Raw genomic sequence first — 17,052 nt, 5'->3', positions numbered from 1 at the left:
CTTGGGGGGTATCGACATTCCAGGCGCCAACGGCGCGCACGGCCGATTTCCACCGCCTGGCGAGGGAAAGAAAGCCGTGCGCAGCTATCCCTTGGAGGTCTTTGCGCGAGCGGCGCTTTTTGCCACACCCGGCTGCGCAATTCCGTCGCACGCAGCTCCCGAGCGCGGATCGAGCTACCCCCGGGACGCCGCCCCCCGCCGCCCCGCAACCTGAACCGCTGAGCGTCAGACCGCGGCTTCGCTCTCCAGCGCGGCCGCGCCGCCGTCGGGCGCAAGGAACCCGCCGGATTGCCGGTGCCACAGCCTGGCGTAAAGACCGCCCCTCGCGATCAGTTCGTCATGGGTCCCATGCTCGACGATCGCGCCACGGTCCATGACGACAAGCCGGTCGAGGGCGGCGATTGTCGACAGGCGATGGGCGATCGCGATGACGGTCTTGCCATCCATCAGATGCGCCAGCTGGCTCTGGATCGCGGCTTCGGCCTCCGAATCAAGCGCCGATGTCGCTTCGTCGAGCACCAGGATCGGCGCGTTCTTGAGAAGCACACGGGCAATCGCGATGCGTTGGCGCTGTCCGCCGGAGAGCTTCACACCGCGCTCGCCCACATGCGAATCGAAGCCACGGCGGCCACGATGGTCTTCAAGGCCGGCGATGAAGGTCTCCGCGTCGGCCAATTGCGCGGCCCGGCGAACGGCCTCTTCCGGCGCGTCCGGCTTCCCGTAGCGGATATTGTCCCGGATGGAGCGATGCAGGAGGGATGTGTCCTGACTGACGACTGCGATCTGCTGGCGCAATGAATCCTGCGTCGTCTGGGCGATATCCTGGCCGTCGATGAGGATGCGCCCCCCCTCGAGGTCATAGAGCCGCAGGAGAAGGCTGACGAGGGTGGACTTGCCCGCGCCGCTCGGCCCGACCAGCCCGACCTTTTCCCCAGGCTTAACCACAAGATTGAGATTTTCGACCACACCGGAAGTGCGGCCATAGTGGAAGCGCACGTTCTCGAAGCGGATTTCGCCCCCGTTGACCACGAGTGGCTTGGCGTCGGGCGCATCGACGACGCCGTGCGGCCGCACGATGGTCTCCATGCTCTCCTGCACGGTCCCGACATTGTCGAACAGGCTCCGCACGACCTGCATGACCCAGCCCGACATGGTGATGATGCGCAGGACCAGAGCCAGCGACGCGGCGATCGCGCCCGGACTCATCTGGCCGAGCGACCACAGATAGATGGCGGCGCTCGTCGACACCACGAACAGCAATGTATTCAGCGCAGAGAGGGTGACGCTGACACCGGTCATCAGCCGCATCTGCGTCAGCATCGTCGTGGTGTGGTCGGCGATCGCCTCACGCACTGCCGAGCGCTCTTCGGCGACGCGCGCGAACAGCTTGACGGTCAATATGTTCGTGTAGGTATCGACGACGCGGCCGACGAGATAGGAGCGCCTGTCGGCCACCGCCTGGGAACGCTGCTGGGCACGCGGTACGAAGTAGATGAGCAGCGCGATATAGAGAACGACCCAGGCGACGACCGGCACGGCAAGCAGGATGCCGATCTGCCCGAACACCGTGATCGCGGTGACCGCATAGACGGCCACGAACCACAGGTTATCCACAAGCCCGGTGGCGATTTCGCGCAGCGCCGGTCCGACCTGGACGATGCGGTTGGCGAGCCGGCCCGCGAAGTCCCCCTGGAAATAGGCGAGCGAATGATTGATCGTGTAGAGATGCGCCCGCCAGCGGATCATATTGGTCAGCTGCGGCACGACAACCTGATCGACGAGCATTTCGTTGATGGCTGTGAACAGCGGCCGCAACACCAGGATGGCGATACCGCCACCAATGATGATCACACCGTAGTCCGTGAAAAACGCGGCGGGCGTCGAGCCAGCGAGCCGATCGACCAGCCAGCCGACGATCAGAAGCAATGACGAATCGACAATCGAGATGACCAGCGAACTCAACAGGATGAGCACCAGCCAGAAGCGCACCGGCTTGAGATAATACCAGGCGAAGCCGAAGAAGCTCTCCGGCGGCATGCGCATATCGTCGAAGGGAGCGAACACGTCGACGCGCTGCTCGCACCATGTCAGGCATCTTTGCAACCAGCGCTGCAGCACGGCATAACCCTCAGTGGCGTCTCAAAAAGCCGGACAGGATACACGCCCGTAGCGATTCGCCCAGAAAAGAGGCGCAACCGTGATGCGCGGCAGACGCAGACGCGACCGGGCATCGCGGGCTCAACCGGCCTCGGAAGACGGCTTGACGCGGAGCCGGGAAGCGCGCAGGCCCTCACGATGCAGCATGCCCCCATCGCCCTCGCCCTCTATCAGCCCGACATTCCCCAGAACACGGGGACACTACTCAGGCTCTGCGCCTGCCTCGCCGTGGAGGCCCACATCATCGAGCCGGCCGGCTTCCCCGTGAGCGATCGCGCCTTCCGGCGGGCGGGCATGGACTATCTCGATCGTGTGACGATTGAGCGTCACGTGTCATGGACCGCCTTCGACGACTGGCGGCGCGGGGCGAAACGCCGGCTCGTGCTGGCGACGACGCAGGGTGCGACGCCCTATACGCGCTTCGCCTTCGCGCCGGGCGACATCATCCTGCTCGGCCGCGAATCGGCCGGGGTGCCTGACACGGTGCACGCTGCGGCGGATGCCCGCATTCTCGTGCCTATGGTCGCCGATTTGCGCTCGCTCAATGTCGCCGTCGCGGGCGCCATGATAGTCGGCGAGGCATTGCGGCAAACGGACGGCTGGCCAGGCGCGTAGCGATCCTTTCAGCCAGCCGCCCGATGAGAAAGATACGCCTAGAACCGCCCGAAGGAGCTGCCATGGGTTCCGCCGTCACCGACATCATCGCCACAGACGCCCAGCGCGACGAGGCGCGCAAATGGTTCGAGGCACTGCGCGACCGCATCTGCGCCAGCTTCGAGACCCTTGAGGACGCCGCGGCCGGCCCGTTCTTCCCGGAGGCGACGGAGCCCGGGCGCTTCGAGCGCACGCCCTGGCAGCGTCGTGACCACACGGGTGCCGCCGGAGGCGGCGGCACCATGGCCGTGATGCGCGGGCGCGTCTTCGAGAAAGTCAGCGTGCACTGCTCGACGGTACACGGCGAATTCGCGCCGGAGTTCCGCAGCCAGATCCCGGGCACGGACGCGGACCCGCGCTTCTTCGCCACCGGCATCTCGCTGATCGCACACCCCTGGAATCCGAATGTGCCGACCGTGCACATGAACACGCGCCTCGTCGCCACCTCGAAGTCCTGGTTTGGCGGTGGGGCGGACTTGACGCCGGTCCTCGATCGCCGTCGCCTTCAGGAGGACCCCGACGCCATCGCCTTTCACCGGGCCATGCGCGAAGCCTGCGACGCCCATGCGGCCATCGCCCCCTATCAGCGCTACAAGGATTGGTGCGACGAATATTTCTACCTGCCGCACCGCAAGGAGCCGCGTGGCATCGGCGGCATCTTCTACGACCACCACTGGTCCGGCGATTTCTCGGCCGACATGGCCTTCACCCGCAGCGTCGGCGAGGCCTTTCACGCGATCTACCCGCGCATCGTCACCGACAATGTCGAGAAATCCTGGACGGACGCCGACCGCGAGGAACAATGCATTCGCCGGGGACGCTACGTCGAATTCAACCTACTCTACGATCGCGGCACGTTGTTCGGCCTGAAGACGGGCGGCAACGTGGATTCCATCCTGTCCTCGATGCCGCCGAGCGTACGCTGGCCCTGAGCGCCGTTTCGCTATCCGGGCGGGTGGGGACGATCCCTCCCCTCGGGGAGGGATCAAAGCTTGGGCCCCTCGGTTCCCCAGGTGTCATCCCGGGGCGGCCGCGAGGCGGAGCCCGGGATGACCAGGAGGATCCGGGGATGGCAGGAAGGCTCAATCCGCGCTGGGCAGACAGCGGATGGTGAATTCGATCTGCCCGTCGTCGAGTTCTCGCCAGTTTTCTACCTCGGTCATGTAGGCGGCCTTCGGGAAGCGCTCGAACCATTCGCGTGCCTTCTCCCGCGCCGCCTCGCGCGGCAGCGTGAAGGTTTCCCGCCGCCAGGGCGAGTTGGTCGCATCGCGCTCACGTCGCTGGACAACATCACGCCGCGCGGCAAGGCGCTGGGCGAGATCGGAAGGACGCTGAACGGTACGAGCCATGACGATGTCCGGTTACAGCCTGACGGCAGCCCAAATGGGAGGCACCCGCCGGGTCATGCTACCCCTGGTCGAGGCTATGCGCGAGTCACTCTGTCCGAGTCACTCCCGCATTGTTGCGATGATTCGCCTCACAGGTCTTTGACAGCTTGCGCAAGAAGCGCCCATGCCGTGTCCTGATCATCCGGGCAGTCGGCATCGAGCCACAGCGCCTTCGCCCTTTCGAGCGCACGCCCGACCTCCGGCCCCTTCTCGACACCGAGCGCGAGCGCGTCCCGGCCGGACAGGCGGAAGACCGGAACCGGACGCCCCTCGCGATAGGCATCGAGCTGAGGCAGCGCGTCAGCCGTGAGTTCCGGACGCGGCTCGCCCGCCACGACCGCCAGCACGTCGCTGAGCGATCCGAGCCCCTCGGTCACCGCGAGACGCCGGACGGCGCGCGCGTCGAGGGGCTCGACCACGCTTCGTAGCGTCTCCAGAAGGCGTGCGTAAGCCGCCAGCCGCTCGAACTCGCCATTGGAAAGCCGCAGGCTCTGCTTCAGCCGCAACGCATCCTCACTCGTGGTGACAGCAAGGGCCGCCAGACGCAGCACGCTGTCGGCCGGACTGGCGCGAGCCGCCTCCCCTGCCACGGCCCGGGCCAGGCGCCCGCGCTCGCCGACCCCACCGATGACCATCAGCAGCAAGCCCGCGTCAGCCATGGCATCGATGGTTTCAACCGCGCGCAACGCGACGAGGAGCTTCAGAAACTCCGCGCGCACGCGCTCGCGTGAGAGGCCATCGAGCCCGGCCCGCAGGCGGATGGTCGCCGCCAGGCCTTCGGCATCGAGCGGCCCGTCGGCATAGTCCGCATGAAAGCGGAAGAAGCGGAGGATACGGAGGTAGTCCTCGCGGATACGCGTTTCGGGGTCGCCGATGAAACGGACGCGCCGCGCCGTGATATCGGCTAGACCACCCACCGGATCATGCAGGCGACCGTCGCGGCTGAGATAGAGAGCGTTGATGGTGAAATCCCGCCGTGCCGCATCGGCCGCGAAACTCTTGCTGAAGGAAACCGTCGCCCGGCGTCCGTCGGTCGCCACATCCTCGCGCAGCGTCGTCACCTCATAGCTGTCGTCGCCGACCAGAACAGTGACGGTGCCATGCTCGAGCCCGGTCGGGATCGTGCGCAAGCTGGCTGCGGCAGCACGGCGGACGACCTCGCGAGGCGTCATGGTCGTGGCGCAGTCGATGTCGTTGATCGGCCGGTCGAGCAGCGCGTTGCGGACCGCACCACCGACGACGCGCGTGTCCTCGCCGGAAATCGCGAGTGCGTCGAACAGGATTTGCAGGGAGGGCCGCGCGAGAAGCGCGGCTAGAGCGGGCTGCGAAAAAGTGCCGACGTTTTCTCGCATGAAGCAAGCTCCAGGCACTGCGAATCGATCACGCTGCGCCGTTCATTCAAAATGCCCGGGAACGAGCACCCCGTCCTTGATCTGAGTAGGCACCCAGGCGCCTGTGCTGCGCTCGGCGACCAGCCCTATGTAGACGAACGATCCGATGACCACGACGAGGCCCGCGAGTACAAGCCAGTGGACGTGGCCGTCCCACGCCTGCCGGGTGAATGGATTACGCCGCCGCGCGCTGAGATAGAGCGCGAAGAGCGCGAAAGGCGCCAGAAACAGCACCAGTCCTTCAAACAATGCTCTGGTCATACCCCCTCATAGAGCTTTTCGTAGAGGTTGCGGATGATTTTCGCCGTTACCCCCCAGATATGACGCTCGCCGTAGGGCATCGCATAGATTTCTCGCGGCCCGCCTGGGCCCTCGCGCATCATCTTTTGGTGATTGCCGGCGTTCATCAGAAAACTGAACGGAACCTCGAAGATGTCATCGACCTCGTCCGGGTTTCGCACGAGGTGGAAACCGGGCTCGACCCATCCGACGACCGGCACGATGCTGAATCCGCTCGGCGTACGGAGAGTATCAAGATACCCGAGGGGCTCCACGAAGTGCCGCGCCAGACCGACCTCCTCTTCCGTCTCCCGCAGCGCCGTGGCAAGCGGTGTCGGATCCGCCGCATCGACCCGGCCACCAGGAAAGGCGATCTGTGAGGCGTGGCTGCGCAAATGGGCTGACCGCTGCGTCAGGAGGACGGTCACTTCGCCGCCCCTGCCAACGACCGGAACAAGAACGGCCGCCGGGCGGGCCTCGGACAACCGTTCGCGCGGGACGGGCTGGCCCAGGAGGTTTTCACCGGCCCGGCCCGCGTTCAAGGCGGAAGGTGGTGTCGGCCAGAGGCGTTCCCGGGCAAGCGCCTGGAAGGTCACGCGATCGAAATGCTCAGTCATCGCGCGCTCCCCCGGACCGGCCGCCAGCCTGGGAAGCGTCGGCGGTCTCGGCGGATGCATCAAGAGCATCCATCGCCGCAATGGGGAAGAAAAGCGCCCCGGACGGCACCCCGAACAGGCCGTCCCGATCCTCCGCCAGTTCCACGAGATCGTGAACGAGGGCGCGCGTCAGCCGTGCCCAAAGGTCGCCGCGCACGCGCAGATAGGGCCTGAGGCCGCCGTCGCTGTCGGTTTCGAATCGTAACGGATGGTCACCATCCACCACGACGAGATCGTCGACATTGGTGCGGAAATGCAGCGCACCAGCCCCATCGAGCGCCATTTCAACCGCGAGAAACGGCACATCCTCGACAGTAATGCCTACGCATTCGACAGGCGTGACCAAGACATAGCCATTCGGATCCTTACGCAGGACAGAGGCAAACAGCTTCACGAGCGCCGGACGACGAATCGGGCTGCCCTGGTAGAACCAGGTGCCATCAGCCGCGATGCGCATGTCGATCGTCCCGCAGAACGGCGGGTTCCATTTATCGACCGGCGCGGGTCCCCGGCCCGGCGCGACCGCGCTCAAACCCGCGAGCGGCTGATCTCCAGGCCTCTGGGCCGACAAACGCGACCTCACGTCTTCTTGTGTTCCATCCATGCGTTCAGCCCCAACTCGGCCGCAGTCTCGGGTCATTTTCCCCATGTATTGTTACGGCCAGCCTATTCCCTGTCACCTGTGAAGCACGCGTGCGGCCTCGCACGGACGTCCCGCCGCTTGCCCGGCAGATTTTCAGGGAGCAACCTGTGCAAGTGACTGAAAGCGCCGACATTCGAAGGCAATGCGTGCCAGTCTATATGTAGGTTGTGTCAGGGCGCGCGGACAGAGGAACGGCGCATGGCTGATAAGCATTGAAAGTTTAGCCACTCGCGGCATCGTGCTTGCATCGCCCTTGATGGAAATGACGTTCTCGGCCCAGATATCCGGATGGGCCAAATATCCGGATGGGCTTCGAAGGAGACAGACGAATGACGGCAGGGACGCGTTCTGAGGCCGCAGCCGTGGCGCCCACCACCATAGACCAGGCCGTCGTCGCGGCGGCCGAGACGGCGCTCGACACCATCGGCAAGGCCAAGGCGTCCATCGGGTCTGTGATTTTCGGCCAGGAACATGTGGTCGAACTCGCGCTCGTGACGATCCTCGCCGGTGGCCACGGCCTTCTCGTCGGTGTGCCCGGCCTTGCGAAGACGAAGCTGGTCGAAGCGCTTGGCACGGTGTTGGGGCTTGATGCCCAGCGCGTGCAGTTCACGCCGGATCTGATGCCGTCGGACATCCTCGGCAGCGAGATCCTGGACGAATCGATCGACCACAAGCGCAGCTTCCGCTTCGTCCGCGGACCGATCTTCGCGCAGCTCCTCATGGCCGACGAGATCAACCGCGCGAGCCCCCGCACCCAGTCCGCGCTCCTGCAGGCGATGCAGGAGCACCACGTGACCGTCGCCGGCGAGCGGCACGACCTGCCCCGGCCCTTCCATGTGCTCGCCACCCAGAACCCGATCGAGCAGGAAGGCACCTATCCGCTGCCCGAGGCGCAGCTCGACCGCTTCCTTCTGCAGATCGACGTCGGCTATCCCGACCGGGCGGCGGAGCGGCGCATCCTCCTCGAAACGACGACGTCTGAAATCGTGGAGCCCACGGCGGCACTGACGGCCGACGGCCTTCTCAACATCCAGCGGCTGGTGCGTCGCCTGCCGGCCGGCGACAAGGTGGTGGATGCGATCCTCGACCTCGTGCGCTCGGCGCGCCCCGGTGACGGCCCAAGCGAGGTGACCGATCTCCTGGCGTGGGGACCGGGTCCGCGCGCCAGCCAGGCGCTCATTCTGGCGGTCCGCGCCCGCGCCCTGGTCGACGGGCGGCTGGCGCCTTCTCTCGACGACGTGGCCGCCCTTGCCGAGCCAGTCCTGAAACACCGCATGGCCTTGACCTTCGCCGCGCGAGCCGATGGCGAGACCGTGACCGGGCTGGTCAAACGGCTCGTGGCGCGGCTCGGGTAGGACTCCCGCAATGGCGCGTGTGCAGGTTCTTCCGCTCGATCAACGTTCGCCCGGCCGGCGCGAGGCCGATGCCGCGATGTCGCTGGCCGAGCGCCTGCCACGAATCGTGCTGGAGGCGCGCCGGGTCTCTGCGTCGGTCGCTCATGGCATTCACGGCAGGCGCCGGGCCGGAACGGGGGAGAGCTTCTGGCAGTTCCGCCCCTTCACCTCGGGCGAGGCGATGGCGCGCATCGACTGGCGGCGCTCGGCGCGCGACGACCGGCTCTATGTCCGTGAAAGGGAATGGGAAGCCGCGCAAAGCGTCTGGCTGTGGATGGACCGCTCGGCTTCCATGGGGTTCACCTCGACGCTCGCCAGCGCCTCGAAGATCGAGCGCGCGCTCGTCATCGGGCTGGCGCTGGCGGATGCGCTGGTCGAGGGCGGCGAGCGCATCGGCTTGATGGGCGCGATGCCGCCCCGGGCCTCCCGGCGCATCGTGGAGCTTGTCGCCGAGGCTCTTGTCGCGGATACAGCCGGCCTGAAGGCCGACCTCCCCCCACCGCAAGCCCTCCCCCCGCTCAACGAGGCCATCCTGATCAGCGATTTCCTGGTCGAACCGGCCCGGCTGCGCACGACGGTCGAGACGATCGCGGCGCGCGGGGCGCGCGGCCATTGCGTGATGATCATCGATCCTGTCGAGGAGACATTTCCCTTCCATGGGCAAGCTGAGCTTGAGAACCCGGAGGATGGAACGCATCTCAGGATCGGTGACGCGACGTCCTGGGGCGAGGATTACCGCAAGCGCATTGCCCGGCATCGCGAAGAGGTGACGGCCGCCTTCGCCGCGCGCGGCTGGACGCTTTCGCTCCATCACACCGATCAGCCGGCGAGCGGCGTGGTCCTGCGCCTCCTCAACCTTATCGCGACCAGCCGTGGCGCCGCGGCGCTGCAGCCGCTGGCTGTGGGGAGGTAGTCCATGTTCGGCTTGCCGCTGGCCTTCACCGCCCCCCTTGTCCTTGCCGCCCTTGCCGCCCTGCCGGCGATATGGCTCATGTTGCGTGTCACCCCGCCGCAACCGCGCCGCATCGCCTTTCCACCACTGGCGGTGATCACCGATATCCTGCCGAAGCAGGAGACACCGGCGCGCACGCCCTGGTGGCTGCTTCTGCTGCGGCTCCTGATCGCCGCGCTTCTCATTCTCGCCGCCGCCGGACCGGTTTGGAACCCGCCTTCGGGTGGAGCAACGGCGGGCAGTGGGCCCGTGCTGCTACTGATCGACAACGATTTCGCGGCAGCCGGGGATTGGCAGGAACGGGTCGATCTGGCCGCCGGGGTCATCGCCACGGCCTCGCGCGCCGAGCGGCCTGTCGCGGTTGTCGCTCTGGGCGGCCCACTGACGTCTGATGTCACCATGGGCGAGGCCGGCCAGGCCGCCGAGCGGTTGCGCGCCATCACGCCGCTCCCCTTCTCGAGCCGGCGCAATGAGCATCTGACGAGCATCAGCGTCTTCCTGAACGCCCAGCCCGAGGCTGAAATCGTCTGGGTCACGAGCGGCATCCGGGTGGAGGAGGACCAATTCGTCACGGGCCTCGCCGCCATCAAGGGCTCGCATCCCGTCACGGTCTACCGCCGCGAGGCCTCGCAGCCCTTCGGCCTCGCCGCGACCGCGAATGTCAGCGCGGGCTTCGACGTCACCGTCATTCGGCCGACGGCGGAAGGCCGCGATCGCGGCACCTTGCGCGCGGTCGATCTCAAGGGCCTGCCTGTCGGCGAGACCCCCTTCACCTTCCCCGCCGGCGCGACGGAAGCGAATGCGCGCTTCACGCTGCCCGTCGAGATCCGCAATTCCATCACCCGCGTCGAGATCGTCGATGAAAACTCGGCGGGCGCCGTCTCGCTCGTCGGTGACGACGGCAAGCGCCGCAGCATCGGCTTGGTATCCGGTGTCAGCGCGGACGTCGCCCAGCCCCTGCTGGCGCCGACCTACTACGTGGCGCGCGCATTGCAACCCTTTGCCGAACTGCGCGAGCCGCGCGGCGGCGTGGCCGAGGCCATCGGCGCGCTTATCGAGCAGCAGGTTTCGATGATCGTGCTGACGGACGTCGGCGTGCTTGATTCCGAAACGCTCCAGCGCCTCACGCGTTATGTCGAGGACGGCGGCGTGCTCGTGCGCTTCGCGGGATCGCGCCTTGCCGCCGGCAACGACGCGCTCGTGCCGGTCAAGCTCAGGCGCGGCGGGCGCAGCCTCGGCGGGTCCCTTTCCTGGGATACCCCGAAGTCCCTGGCGCCCTTCGGGCAGCAGAGCCCGTTCGCCGATCTCGCGATCCCGACCGATGTCACCGTGCAGCGGCAGATCCTGGCCGAGCCGGACGGAAACCTGGCGGCGCGCACCTGGGCCTCCTTGTCCGATGGCACGCCGATCGTCACCGCGGAACGGCGTGGCGAAGGCGAGATCGTCTTGTTCCACGTCACGGCGGACCCCTCCTGGTCGAACCTGCCGATGTCGGGTCTCTTCGTCGAAATGCTGCGCAAGATCGTCCAGCTCGCCGGCACCCCCGCGACCGAGAGCGGTGTGACCGCAAGCACCGAGACAGTGGCGCCCCGGCATATTCTCAATGGTTTCGGCGTCTTCTCCGCGCCGCCGGCCACAGCCAAGCCCGTCCCGCGCGGCTACGCGGGACGCGCCACGCCCGACCATCCCGCCGGCCTGTATGGGCCCAACGAGGGTCTGCAAGCCGTGAATGTGCTCACCTCCGCCGACCGCCTCACCCCGCTCGACATCACCCCGCTCGCCGCTGATGTGAGACCGATTGCCCAGCCCGAGGCCGTCGATCTGCGCGGCAGCCTGATCACGGCGGCGCTCATCCTGCTGGCCCTCGATACCTTGATTGCCGCCTGGATGGGCGGCCACCTCGGCCGTTTCGGCCGTCGGCGCGGCGCGGCCGCCGCCTCCATCGCAGCACTCACCGTCGCGGCATCGCTGGCGGCGATCATGCTGATGTCCCCAGCAACAGCGGCTGAGATACCGCCGAAGCCGGCCGCCTCATCCAATCCGCCGCTGCGGCAGGAGGACATCGCCTCGGCGCTCCATACCCGCCTCGCCTATGTCATCACCGGCGACCAGCAGGTGGATGCGACAAGCCGCGCGGGTCTCGTCGGCCTCTCCGACGCGCTGATGGCGCGTACGACTTTCGAGCCGGCGGAGCCGATCGGCATCGATCCCAGCCGCGACGAACTCTCGTTCTATCCGCTCATCTATTGGCCGGTGGTCGCGGGGCGCCCGCTGCCTCCAGATGCAGCCCTGCGCCGGCTCGATACGTTCATGAAGAATGGCGGCACCGTGATCTTCGACACGCGCGACGCCTTGCGCGCCAACGGCCAGACCTCGCCGGAAACGCAGCAGCTTCGCCGCATGCTGTCGAGCCTCGACATTCCCGAGCTTGAGCCGGTACCGCCGGATCACGTCCTGACCAAGGCGTTCTATCTGCTGGAGACCTTCCCCGGTCGCTACGACCGCGGGACGACCTGGGTCGAGGCGCTGCCCCCGGTGGTCGATGGCGAACGTCGGCCCGCCCGTGCCGGCGATGGCGTATCGCCCATCGTCATCACCGGCAACGACCTCGCCGCCGCCTGGGCTGTCGGTTCCGACGGATCGCCGCTTTATCCCGTGCTCGGCCCTGATCCGCGCCAGCGGGAAATGTCCTATCGCAGCGGCATCAACATCGTGATGTACGCGCTGACCGGCAACTACAAGGCCGACCAGGTCCATGTCCCCGCATTGCTCGAACGGCTCGGGCAGTAGGAGCCGCGTATGCTGAGCCTGAGCTTCTCGCCGCTCGTACCGCTCGTCGTGATCTACGGCTTGGCGGCCCTCGTCGCTGTGGCCGTCGTCGTCGCCGTACTTGCCCGCGGAACGGTCGCGATCGTCCGTGCGCTGGCGCTTGCGCTGCTTCTGGCCGGCCTCGCCAATCCCGCGATCGTCCAGGAAAACCGGGAGAAGGCGAAGGATATCGCGGTCGTGGTGGTGGACCGCAGCGGCTCGCAGCAGCTGGGTGACCGCCGCGCCCAGACCGATGCCGCCGCGAGCGCTCTTGAACAGCGGCTCGCCCAGTTGCCGGATATCGAGACCCGCATCGTCGATGTGCCGGATGGCGCGGGCGACGAGGGCACACGCCTGTTCACCGCGCTCGGGCGCGCGCTCGCGGACGTGCCGGCGGAGCGGGTCGCCGGGGCCATCATGGTCACCGACGGTGTGGTCCATGACATCCCGGCCAATGCCGATCAGTTGGGCTTCCGGGCCCCGCTGCACGCCCTGATCACGGGCCGGCCGGATGAACGCGACCGGCGTGTCGCGCTCATCGAGGCGCCCCGCTTCGGCATCGTCGGCCGCGACCAGATCCTGCGGGTCCAGGCCTCCGAACGTGGCGGCGACGGCCGCATGCAGCTCACGGTCCGCCGTGATGGACAGGTGCTTCTGACACGGGAAATCCTCGCCGGCGCGCCCCTGTCCATACCCGTCCGTATCGAGCATGGCGGCCCGAATATCGTCGAGGTCGAGGTGGACGCCATGCCGGGCGAGCTCACCACTGCGAACAACCGCCAGGTCGTGACCATCGAGGGCGTGCGCGACAAGCTCCGTGTGCTGCTCGTCTCGGGCGAGCCTCATCCCGGCGAGCGCACCTGGCGCAACCTCCTGAAGTCCGACGCCAATGTGGACCTCGTGCATTTCACCATCCTGCGCCCGCCGGAGAAGCAGGACGGCACGCCGATCAACGAGCTGTCGCTGATCGCCTTCCCGACGCGCGCGCTTTTCCAGCAGCGCATCAAGGACTTCGACCTCATCATCTTCGACCGCTACGCAAACCAGAGCGTGCTGCCGTCGATGTACTACGACAATATCGTGCAGTTCGTGCAGGAAGGCGGCGCGCTCCTCGTCGCCGCGGGACCGGAATTCGCGAGTTCCGCCAGCCTCGCCCGCACCTCTCTAGGTTCCGTGCTGCCCGCGACACCCGATGGCCGCATCGTGGAGCGTCCCTTCCGCGCCGATGTGACCGCGGCCGGAAGCCGCCACCCGGTGACGCGTGAATTGCCCGGCGGCGACAGCGAGCCGCCCAGCTGGGGCGAGTGGCTGCGCCTGCTCGGCTCCAACGTGCGCGGCGGCTCCGTGGTGATGGCGGGCGCTGAGGATCGGCCTCTTCTCGTTCTCAACCGCGAACAGAAGGGCCGCGTCGCGCTTCTCCTGTCCGACCACGTGTGGCTGTGGGCGCGTGGCTTCGAGAACGGCGGTCCGCATGTCGATCTCCTGCGCCGGCTCGCGCACTGGATGATGAAGGAGCCGGAGCTGGAGGAAGAGGCGTTGCGCGCGAGCGCCCGCGGCACGACCATCAGCGTGGAGCGGCAGACCATGGCCGACCAACCGCCGCCGGTGCGCCTCTTCGCGCCGGGCGGCGAGGAGCGCGAGCTGGTCATGCGGCCTGGCGCGCCCGGCCTTTTCACATCGAGCGCGACGGTGACCGAGCTTGGCCTTTACCGGCTGACGAGCGGTGACCTGACCGCCTTTGTCAGCGTTGGGCCCGAGAACCCGCGCGAACTCGCCGATGTCTTCAGCGACACCACCCGGCTCGAGCCGATCACCCGCGAGCTGGGTGGCAGCGTGCGGCGCATCGCGACCAACGGCGGCGGGATGGACATTCCCCGCGTGCTCACGGTGTCGAGCGGTTCGCGTTTCTCAGGCGGAGATTGGATCGGCCTGAGGCCAAGTGACAGCGCGATCGTCCGCGGCGTGACGGTGGTGCCTCTCGGCCTCGGTTTCGCGGGGCTTGCCCTGCTCGCCGGCGTCGTCCTCGCCGCCTGGCTGGTCGAGGGCCGACGCAGGCGGAGAGCGTAAGCCGACCACCGTGACGATGACGGGGCGGAACTGCTCCCTGCCCCGCCTGCGCGTTCAGGCTGCCGGAAGCACCATTCCCGCGGTGCTGTCGATCGCATCCGACACCAGCGGGCAGTAAAGAAAGCGCCTGTCGTCGACCGGTCCCGGCAGCTTGAGCCGCCCGGAGGGCACGACCTTGAAGCCGAAGCGGCTGTAGTAAGGCTCGTCTCCCACCAGAATGACTAGCCGATAGCCATCGTCCCGCGCGGCATCGAGCGACAAGCGCATGAGGGCCGCGCCGATACCCCGGTCGTGAAACGCCGGATCGACCGTCAGCGGCCCCAGCATGAGCACCTTGTCACCGGTCGTGACGCGCACTTCGGTGAGCCGCACCGAACCCACGATCAGCGTGCCGACAGATGCCGTGAAGGACAGATTGGCGACCGGCGGCACGCCCTCGCGCAACCGGAAGGCCGTCCGCGCGAAGCGCCCGGGCCCGAAGGCACGTTCATGCAGCTTCTCGACGGCTTGGCTGTCTTCCGGCAGTTCGCGGCGCAAGTTGAGTTTGAGATCGGTCATGGCGAAGTCTCTCGGGAAACCGTCAAGGACGGGGCTAACAGCTTGGGACAGATCATGTGGCCAGCCGCGCATGTCCGCACGGCGAGAGCCGTCAGGCACTCAGCCTTGTCGTCGTCGCTGTTCACCCACCTGGCTCACGGCCGTTACATCCCGAAAGATCTGAAACGCATGAAGTCGCGCGGCCTCTAGCATGGTGAGACGCCCGCGTCTACGCCGTATGACGAACCTCGCCATATGATGCAAGAATGGTGGGCTCGAGCATTCCAGCAAAAGCGCGAAGCGGTTTTGCATCCGGGAAGGCTTAAGATTTGAAGAGATGGAGCATTTCCGGTGAACCGGCTTCGCCGAAATGCTCTGAGGGGAGTATCTGCATGGGTATGCTGGTTGATGGCCGATGGCAGGACCGCTGGTATGATACGGCCAAGACATCAGGCCGTTTCGAGCGGCAGGACTCGGCCTTCCGCAACTGGGTGACCGCCGATGGCGAGGCCGGGCCGTCAGGCGGCGGTGGCTTCAAGGCAGAGCCGGGCCGCTACCACCTCTATGTCTCGCTCGCCTGCCCCTGGGCGCATCGCACGCTCATTGTCCGCAAGCTCAAGAAGCTCGACCGATTGATAGGCCTCTCCATCGTCGCCCCGATCATGGCCGAGCACGGCTGGACCTTCGACGCGTGGCCCGGCAGCGTGCCCGACACGATCAATCACGCCGCCTATCTCTACGAGTTGTATGCCAAGGCCAAGCCTGACTATTCCGGCCGCGTCACGGTCCCGGTGCTCTGGGATAGCGAGCGGCGGACGATCGTGAGCAACGAATCGGCCGAGATCATCCGCATGTTCAACAGCGCCTTCGCGGCCTTCACAGATGTCACCTACGACTTCTACCCGGCCGAGCTCAGCACGGAGATCGACGCGACCAACGCCTTCGTCTATCGCGCCATCAACAACGGGGTCTATCGCGCCGGGTTCGCCACCACGCAGGAGGCCTATGAGGAAGCCTTTGTCGCCCTGTTCGAGGCCCTCGACACTGTGGAGGAGCGGCTGTCGCGCCAGCGCTATCTGGCGGGATCGCGGCTGACCGAGGCGGACTGGCGCCTCTTCACGACGCTCGTGCGCTTCGACGCGGTCTATGTCGGGCATTTCAAATGCAACCTGCGCCGCATCGCCGACTATCCCAATTTATCGAATTATCTCAAGGAGCTGTATCAGGTGCCGGGTGTGGCCGGGACGGTCGACCTCGCCCATATCAAGCGCCACTACTATGGTAGCCATACCACCATCAATCCGACCCGCATTGTCCCCGTCGGACCGGAGCTCGACTTCACCGGTCCCCACGACAGGGATCGTCTGCCGGCGATCGCCAGCTTCGTCCCTTCACCATAGGGCGGCGGCAGGCAGCCCGGCCTTGATTTCAAGGATCCGGGCGCGTGTGCCTTCGGTCGTGCCTTCCGGCAGGGCATCCAGTGGAAAAAAGCCGGTTTCGAGAATTTCGGCGTCGCTTTTCCGTGGCGCGCTCTGCCTGAACCTGCGCACCAGATAGATCGCCACGTGATCACGATTGGGTGCGCGACCGTTCAGGAAAATCCCATGCAGCGCCGGCCGGCCGACCATGAGAATATTGCCCTCTTCCTCGAGCTCACGCCTCAGCGCCTCGACAAGTGTCTCTCCCGGCTCGACCCCTCCGCCCGGCAGATGCCAGCCCTTTATATAGCTGTGTCGCACCAGGAAAACCCGGTTCTCCGGATCCAGCACGACAGCGCGCACGCCAAGCGTCAGGCCGCGCGTGAAGCGCCAATACAGGTGCATGACATAATAGATCAAACGCAAGACGGCATACTTCCCCGGGGCTGGACGGGATCCCTATCACGAACACACGCTAGCGGGATAACCCTTAATCCCGCGAAGATCCACGCAGCGCGGCTGCGCCCGGCGCGGAGAAGAACGGCGAGACGGCGCCACATGGCACTCTCTTCGCTTCATGGCAGGCCGGGGCTTCTCAGCGTCGCGCTCGCGTTGTAAGGACACGAGGCTTGAGCACTCGCGCGCCGTCTCCCTGGGCACACTTGGGAGCAAGCGAGCGAAGTTTCACTGTGGCCCCCCGCAATTGAT

General features: G+C 66.5%; 15 protein-coding genes. 7 read left to right on the top strand and 8 right to left on the bottom strand.

The annotated features are described in order from the left end of the window. Positions 1–225: 225 nt before the first annotated feature. A complete protein-coding gene (locus KIO74_RS00075) occupies positions 226–2,043 on the bottom strand; it encodes an ABC transporter ATP-binding protein (RefSeq protein WP_213333874.1) in 1,818 nt (605 codons plus the stop codon). 252 nt (positions 2,044–2,295) lie between these two features. Between KIO74_RS00075 and KIO74_RS00070 the strand changes: the two genes are divergently transcribed. Continuing rightward, complete coding sequence (locus KIO74_RS00070) at positions 2,296–2,772, top strand: tRNA (cytidine(34)-2'-O)-methyltransferase (protein ID WP_249730813.1); 477 nt, start codon at positions 2,296–2,298, stop codon at positions 2,770–2,772. Positions 2,773–2,834: 62 nt separating this feature from the next. After that, positions 2,835–3,743, top strand: coding sequence for an oxygen-dependent coproporphyrinogen oxidase (hemF, locus tag KIO74_RS00065; protein WP_213329165.1), 909 nt, complete (start codon positions 2,835–2,837; stop codon positions 3,741–3,743). A gap of 150 nt (positions 3,744–3,893) precedes the next feature. Here the strand turns inward: hemF and KIO74_RS00060 are convergent, their stop codons facing one another. The 5 genes from KIO74_RS00060 to KIO74_RS00040 all read right to left on the bottom strand — a co-directional run bounded on the left by KIO74_RS00060 (position 3,894) and on the right by KIO74_RS00040 (position 7,129). After that, complete coding sequence (locus KIO74_RS00060; protein WP_213329163.1) at positions 3,894–4,160, bottom strand: hypothetical protein; 267 nt, start codon at positions 4,158–4,160, stop codon at positions 3,894–3,896. Between the two features lie 128 nt (positions 4,161–4,288). Beyond that, positions 4,289–5,551, bottom strand: a complete 1,263-nt coding sequence (locus KIO74_RS00055; protein ID WP_213329160.1) for a CCA tRNA nucleotidyltransferase — start codon at positions 5,549–5,551, stop codon at positions 4,289–4,291. A gap of 42 nt (positions 5,552–5,593) precedes the next feature. Then, on the bottom strand, positions 5,594–5,851 hold the full coding sequence (locus KIO74_RS00050; protein ID WP_213329158.1) for a DUF6111 family protein: 258 nt from the start codon (positions 5,849–5,851) through the stop codon (positions 5,594–5,596). Next, positions 5,848–6,486 (bottom strand): CoA pyrophosphatase, encoded by a 639-nt coding sequence (locus KIO74_RS00045; protein ID WP_213329155.1) that lies wholly within the window; start codon positions 6,484–6,486, stop codon positions 5,848–5,850. The genes KIO74_RS00050 and KIO74_RS00045 overlap by 4 nt, the downstream gene beginning before the upstream one ends. Next, entirely contained in the window at positions 6,479–7,129 is a 651-nt protein-coding gene (locus KIO74_RS00040; RefSeq protein WP_213329152.1) for a DUF1285 domain-containing protein, read from the bottom strand. Before KIO74_RS00040 ends, KIO74_RS00045 begins: the two co-directional genes overlap by 8 nt. Before the next feature lie 368 nt (positions 7,130–7,497). Between KIO74_RS00040 and KIO74_RS00035 the strand changes: the two genes are divergently transcribed. The 4 genes from KIO74_RS00035 to KIO74_RS00020 are packed head-to-tail and all read left to right on the top strand — an operon-like array spanning position 7,498 to position 14,389. Next, positions 7,498–8,523 (top strand): AAA family ATPase, encoded by a 1,026-nt coding sequence (locus KIO74_RS00035; protein WP_213329150.1) that lies wholly within the window; start codon positions 7,498–7,500, stop codon positions 8,521–8,523. 10 nt (positions 8,524–8,533) lie between these two features. Then, positions 8,534–9,475, top strand: a complete 942-nt coding sequence (locus tag KIO74_RS00030) for a DUF58 domain-containing protein (protein WP_213329148.1) — start codon at positions 8,534–8,536, stop codon at positions 9,473–9,475. A 3-nt stretch (positions 9,476–9,478) separates the two neighbouring features. Further along, positions 9,479–12,304 carry a DUF4159 domain-containing protein gene (locus tag KIO74_RS00025; protein WP_213329146.1) on the top strand — a complete coding sequence of 942 codons (2,826 nt, stop codon included), beginning with the start codon at positions 9,479–9,481 and terminating at the stop codon, positions 12,302–12,304. 9 nt (positions 12,305–12,313) lie between these two features. After that, positions 12,314–14,389, top strand: coding sequence for a hypothetical protein (locus tag KIO74_RS00020; RefSeq protein WP_213329144.1), 2,076 nt, complete (start codon positions 12,314–12,316; stop codon positions 14,387–14,389). 54 nt (positions 14,390–14,443) lie between these two features. Here the strand turns inward: KIO74_RS00020 and KIO74_RS00015 are convergent, their stop codons facing one another. Further along, entirely contained in the window at positions 14,444–14,947 is a 504-nt protein-coding gene (locus tag KIO74_RS00015) for a GNAT family N-acetyltransferase (RefSeq protein WP_213329143.1), read from the bottom strand. Positions 14,948–15,318: 371 nt separating this feature from the next. Between KIO74_RS00015 and KIO74_RS00010 the strand changes: the two genes are divergently transcribed. Then, positions 15,319–16,326 (top strand): glutathione S-transferase family protein, encoded by a 1,008-nt coding sequence (locus KIO74_RS00010; RefSeq protein WP_213329141.1) that lies wholly within the window; start codon positions 15,319–15,321, stop codon positions 16,324–16,326. Here KIO74_RS00010 and KIO74_RS00005 read toward each other — a convergent pair. Then, positions 16,318–16,749, bottom strand: a complete 432-nt coding sequence (locus tag KIO74_RS00005) for an NUDIX domain-containing protein (protein ID WP_213333847.1) — start codon at positions 16,747–16,749, stop codon at positions 16,318–16,320. The genes KIO74_RS00010 and KIO74_RS00005 overlap by 9 nt on opposite strands. Between the last annotated feature and the right edge of the window lie 303 nt (positions 16,750–17,052).

It is taken from the genome of Chelatococcus sp. HY11 (genome assembly GCF_018398335.1).
In the GTDB taxonomy this organism is placed as follows: domain Bacteria; phylum Pseudomonadota; class Alphaproteobacteria; order Rhizobiales; family Beijerinckiaceae; genus Chelatococcus.
This window is presented reverse-complemented; position numbering and strand designations above follow the sequence as displayed.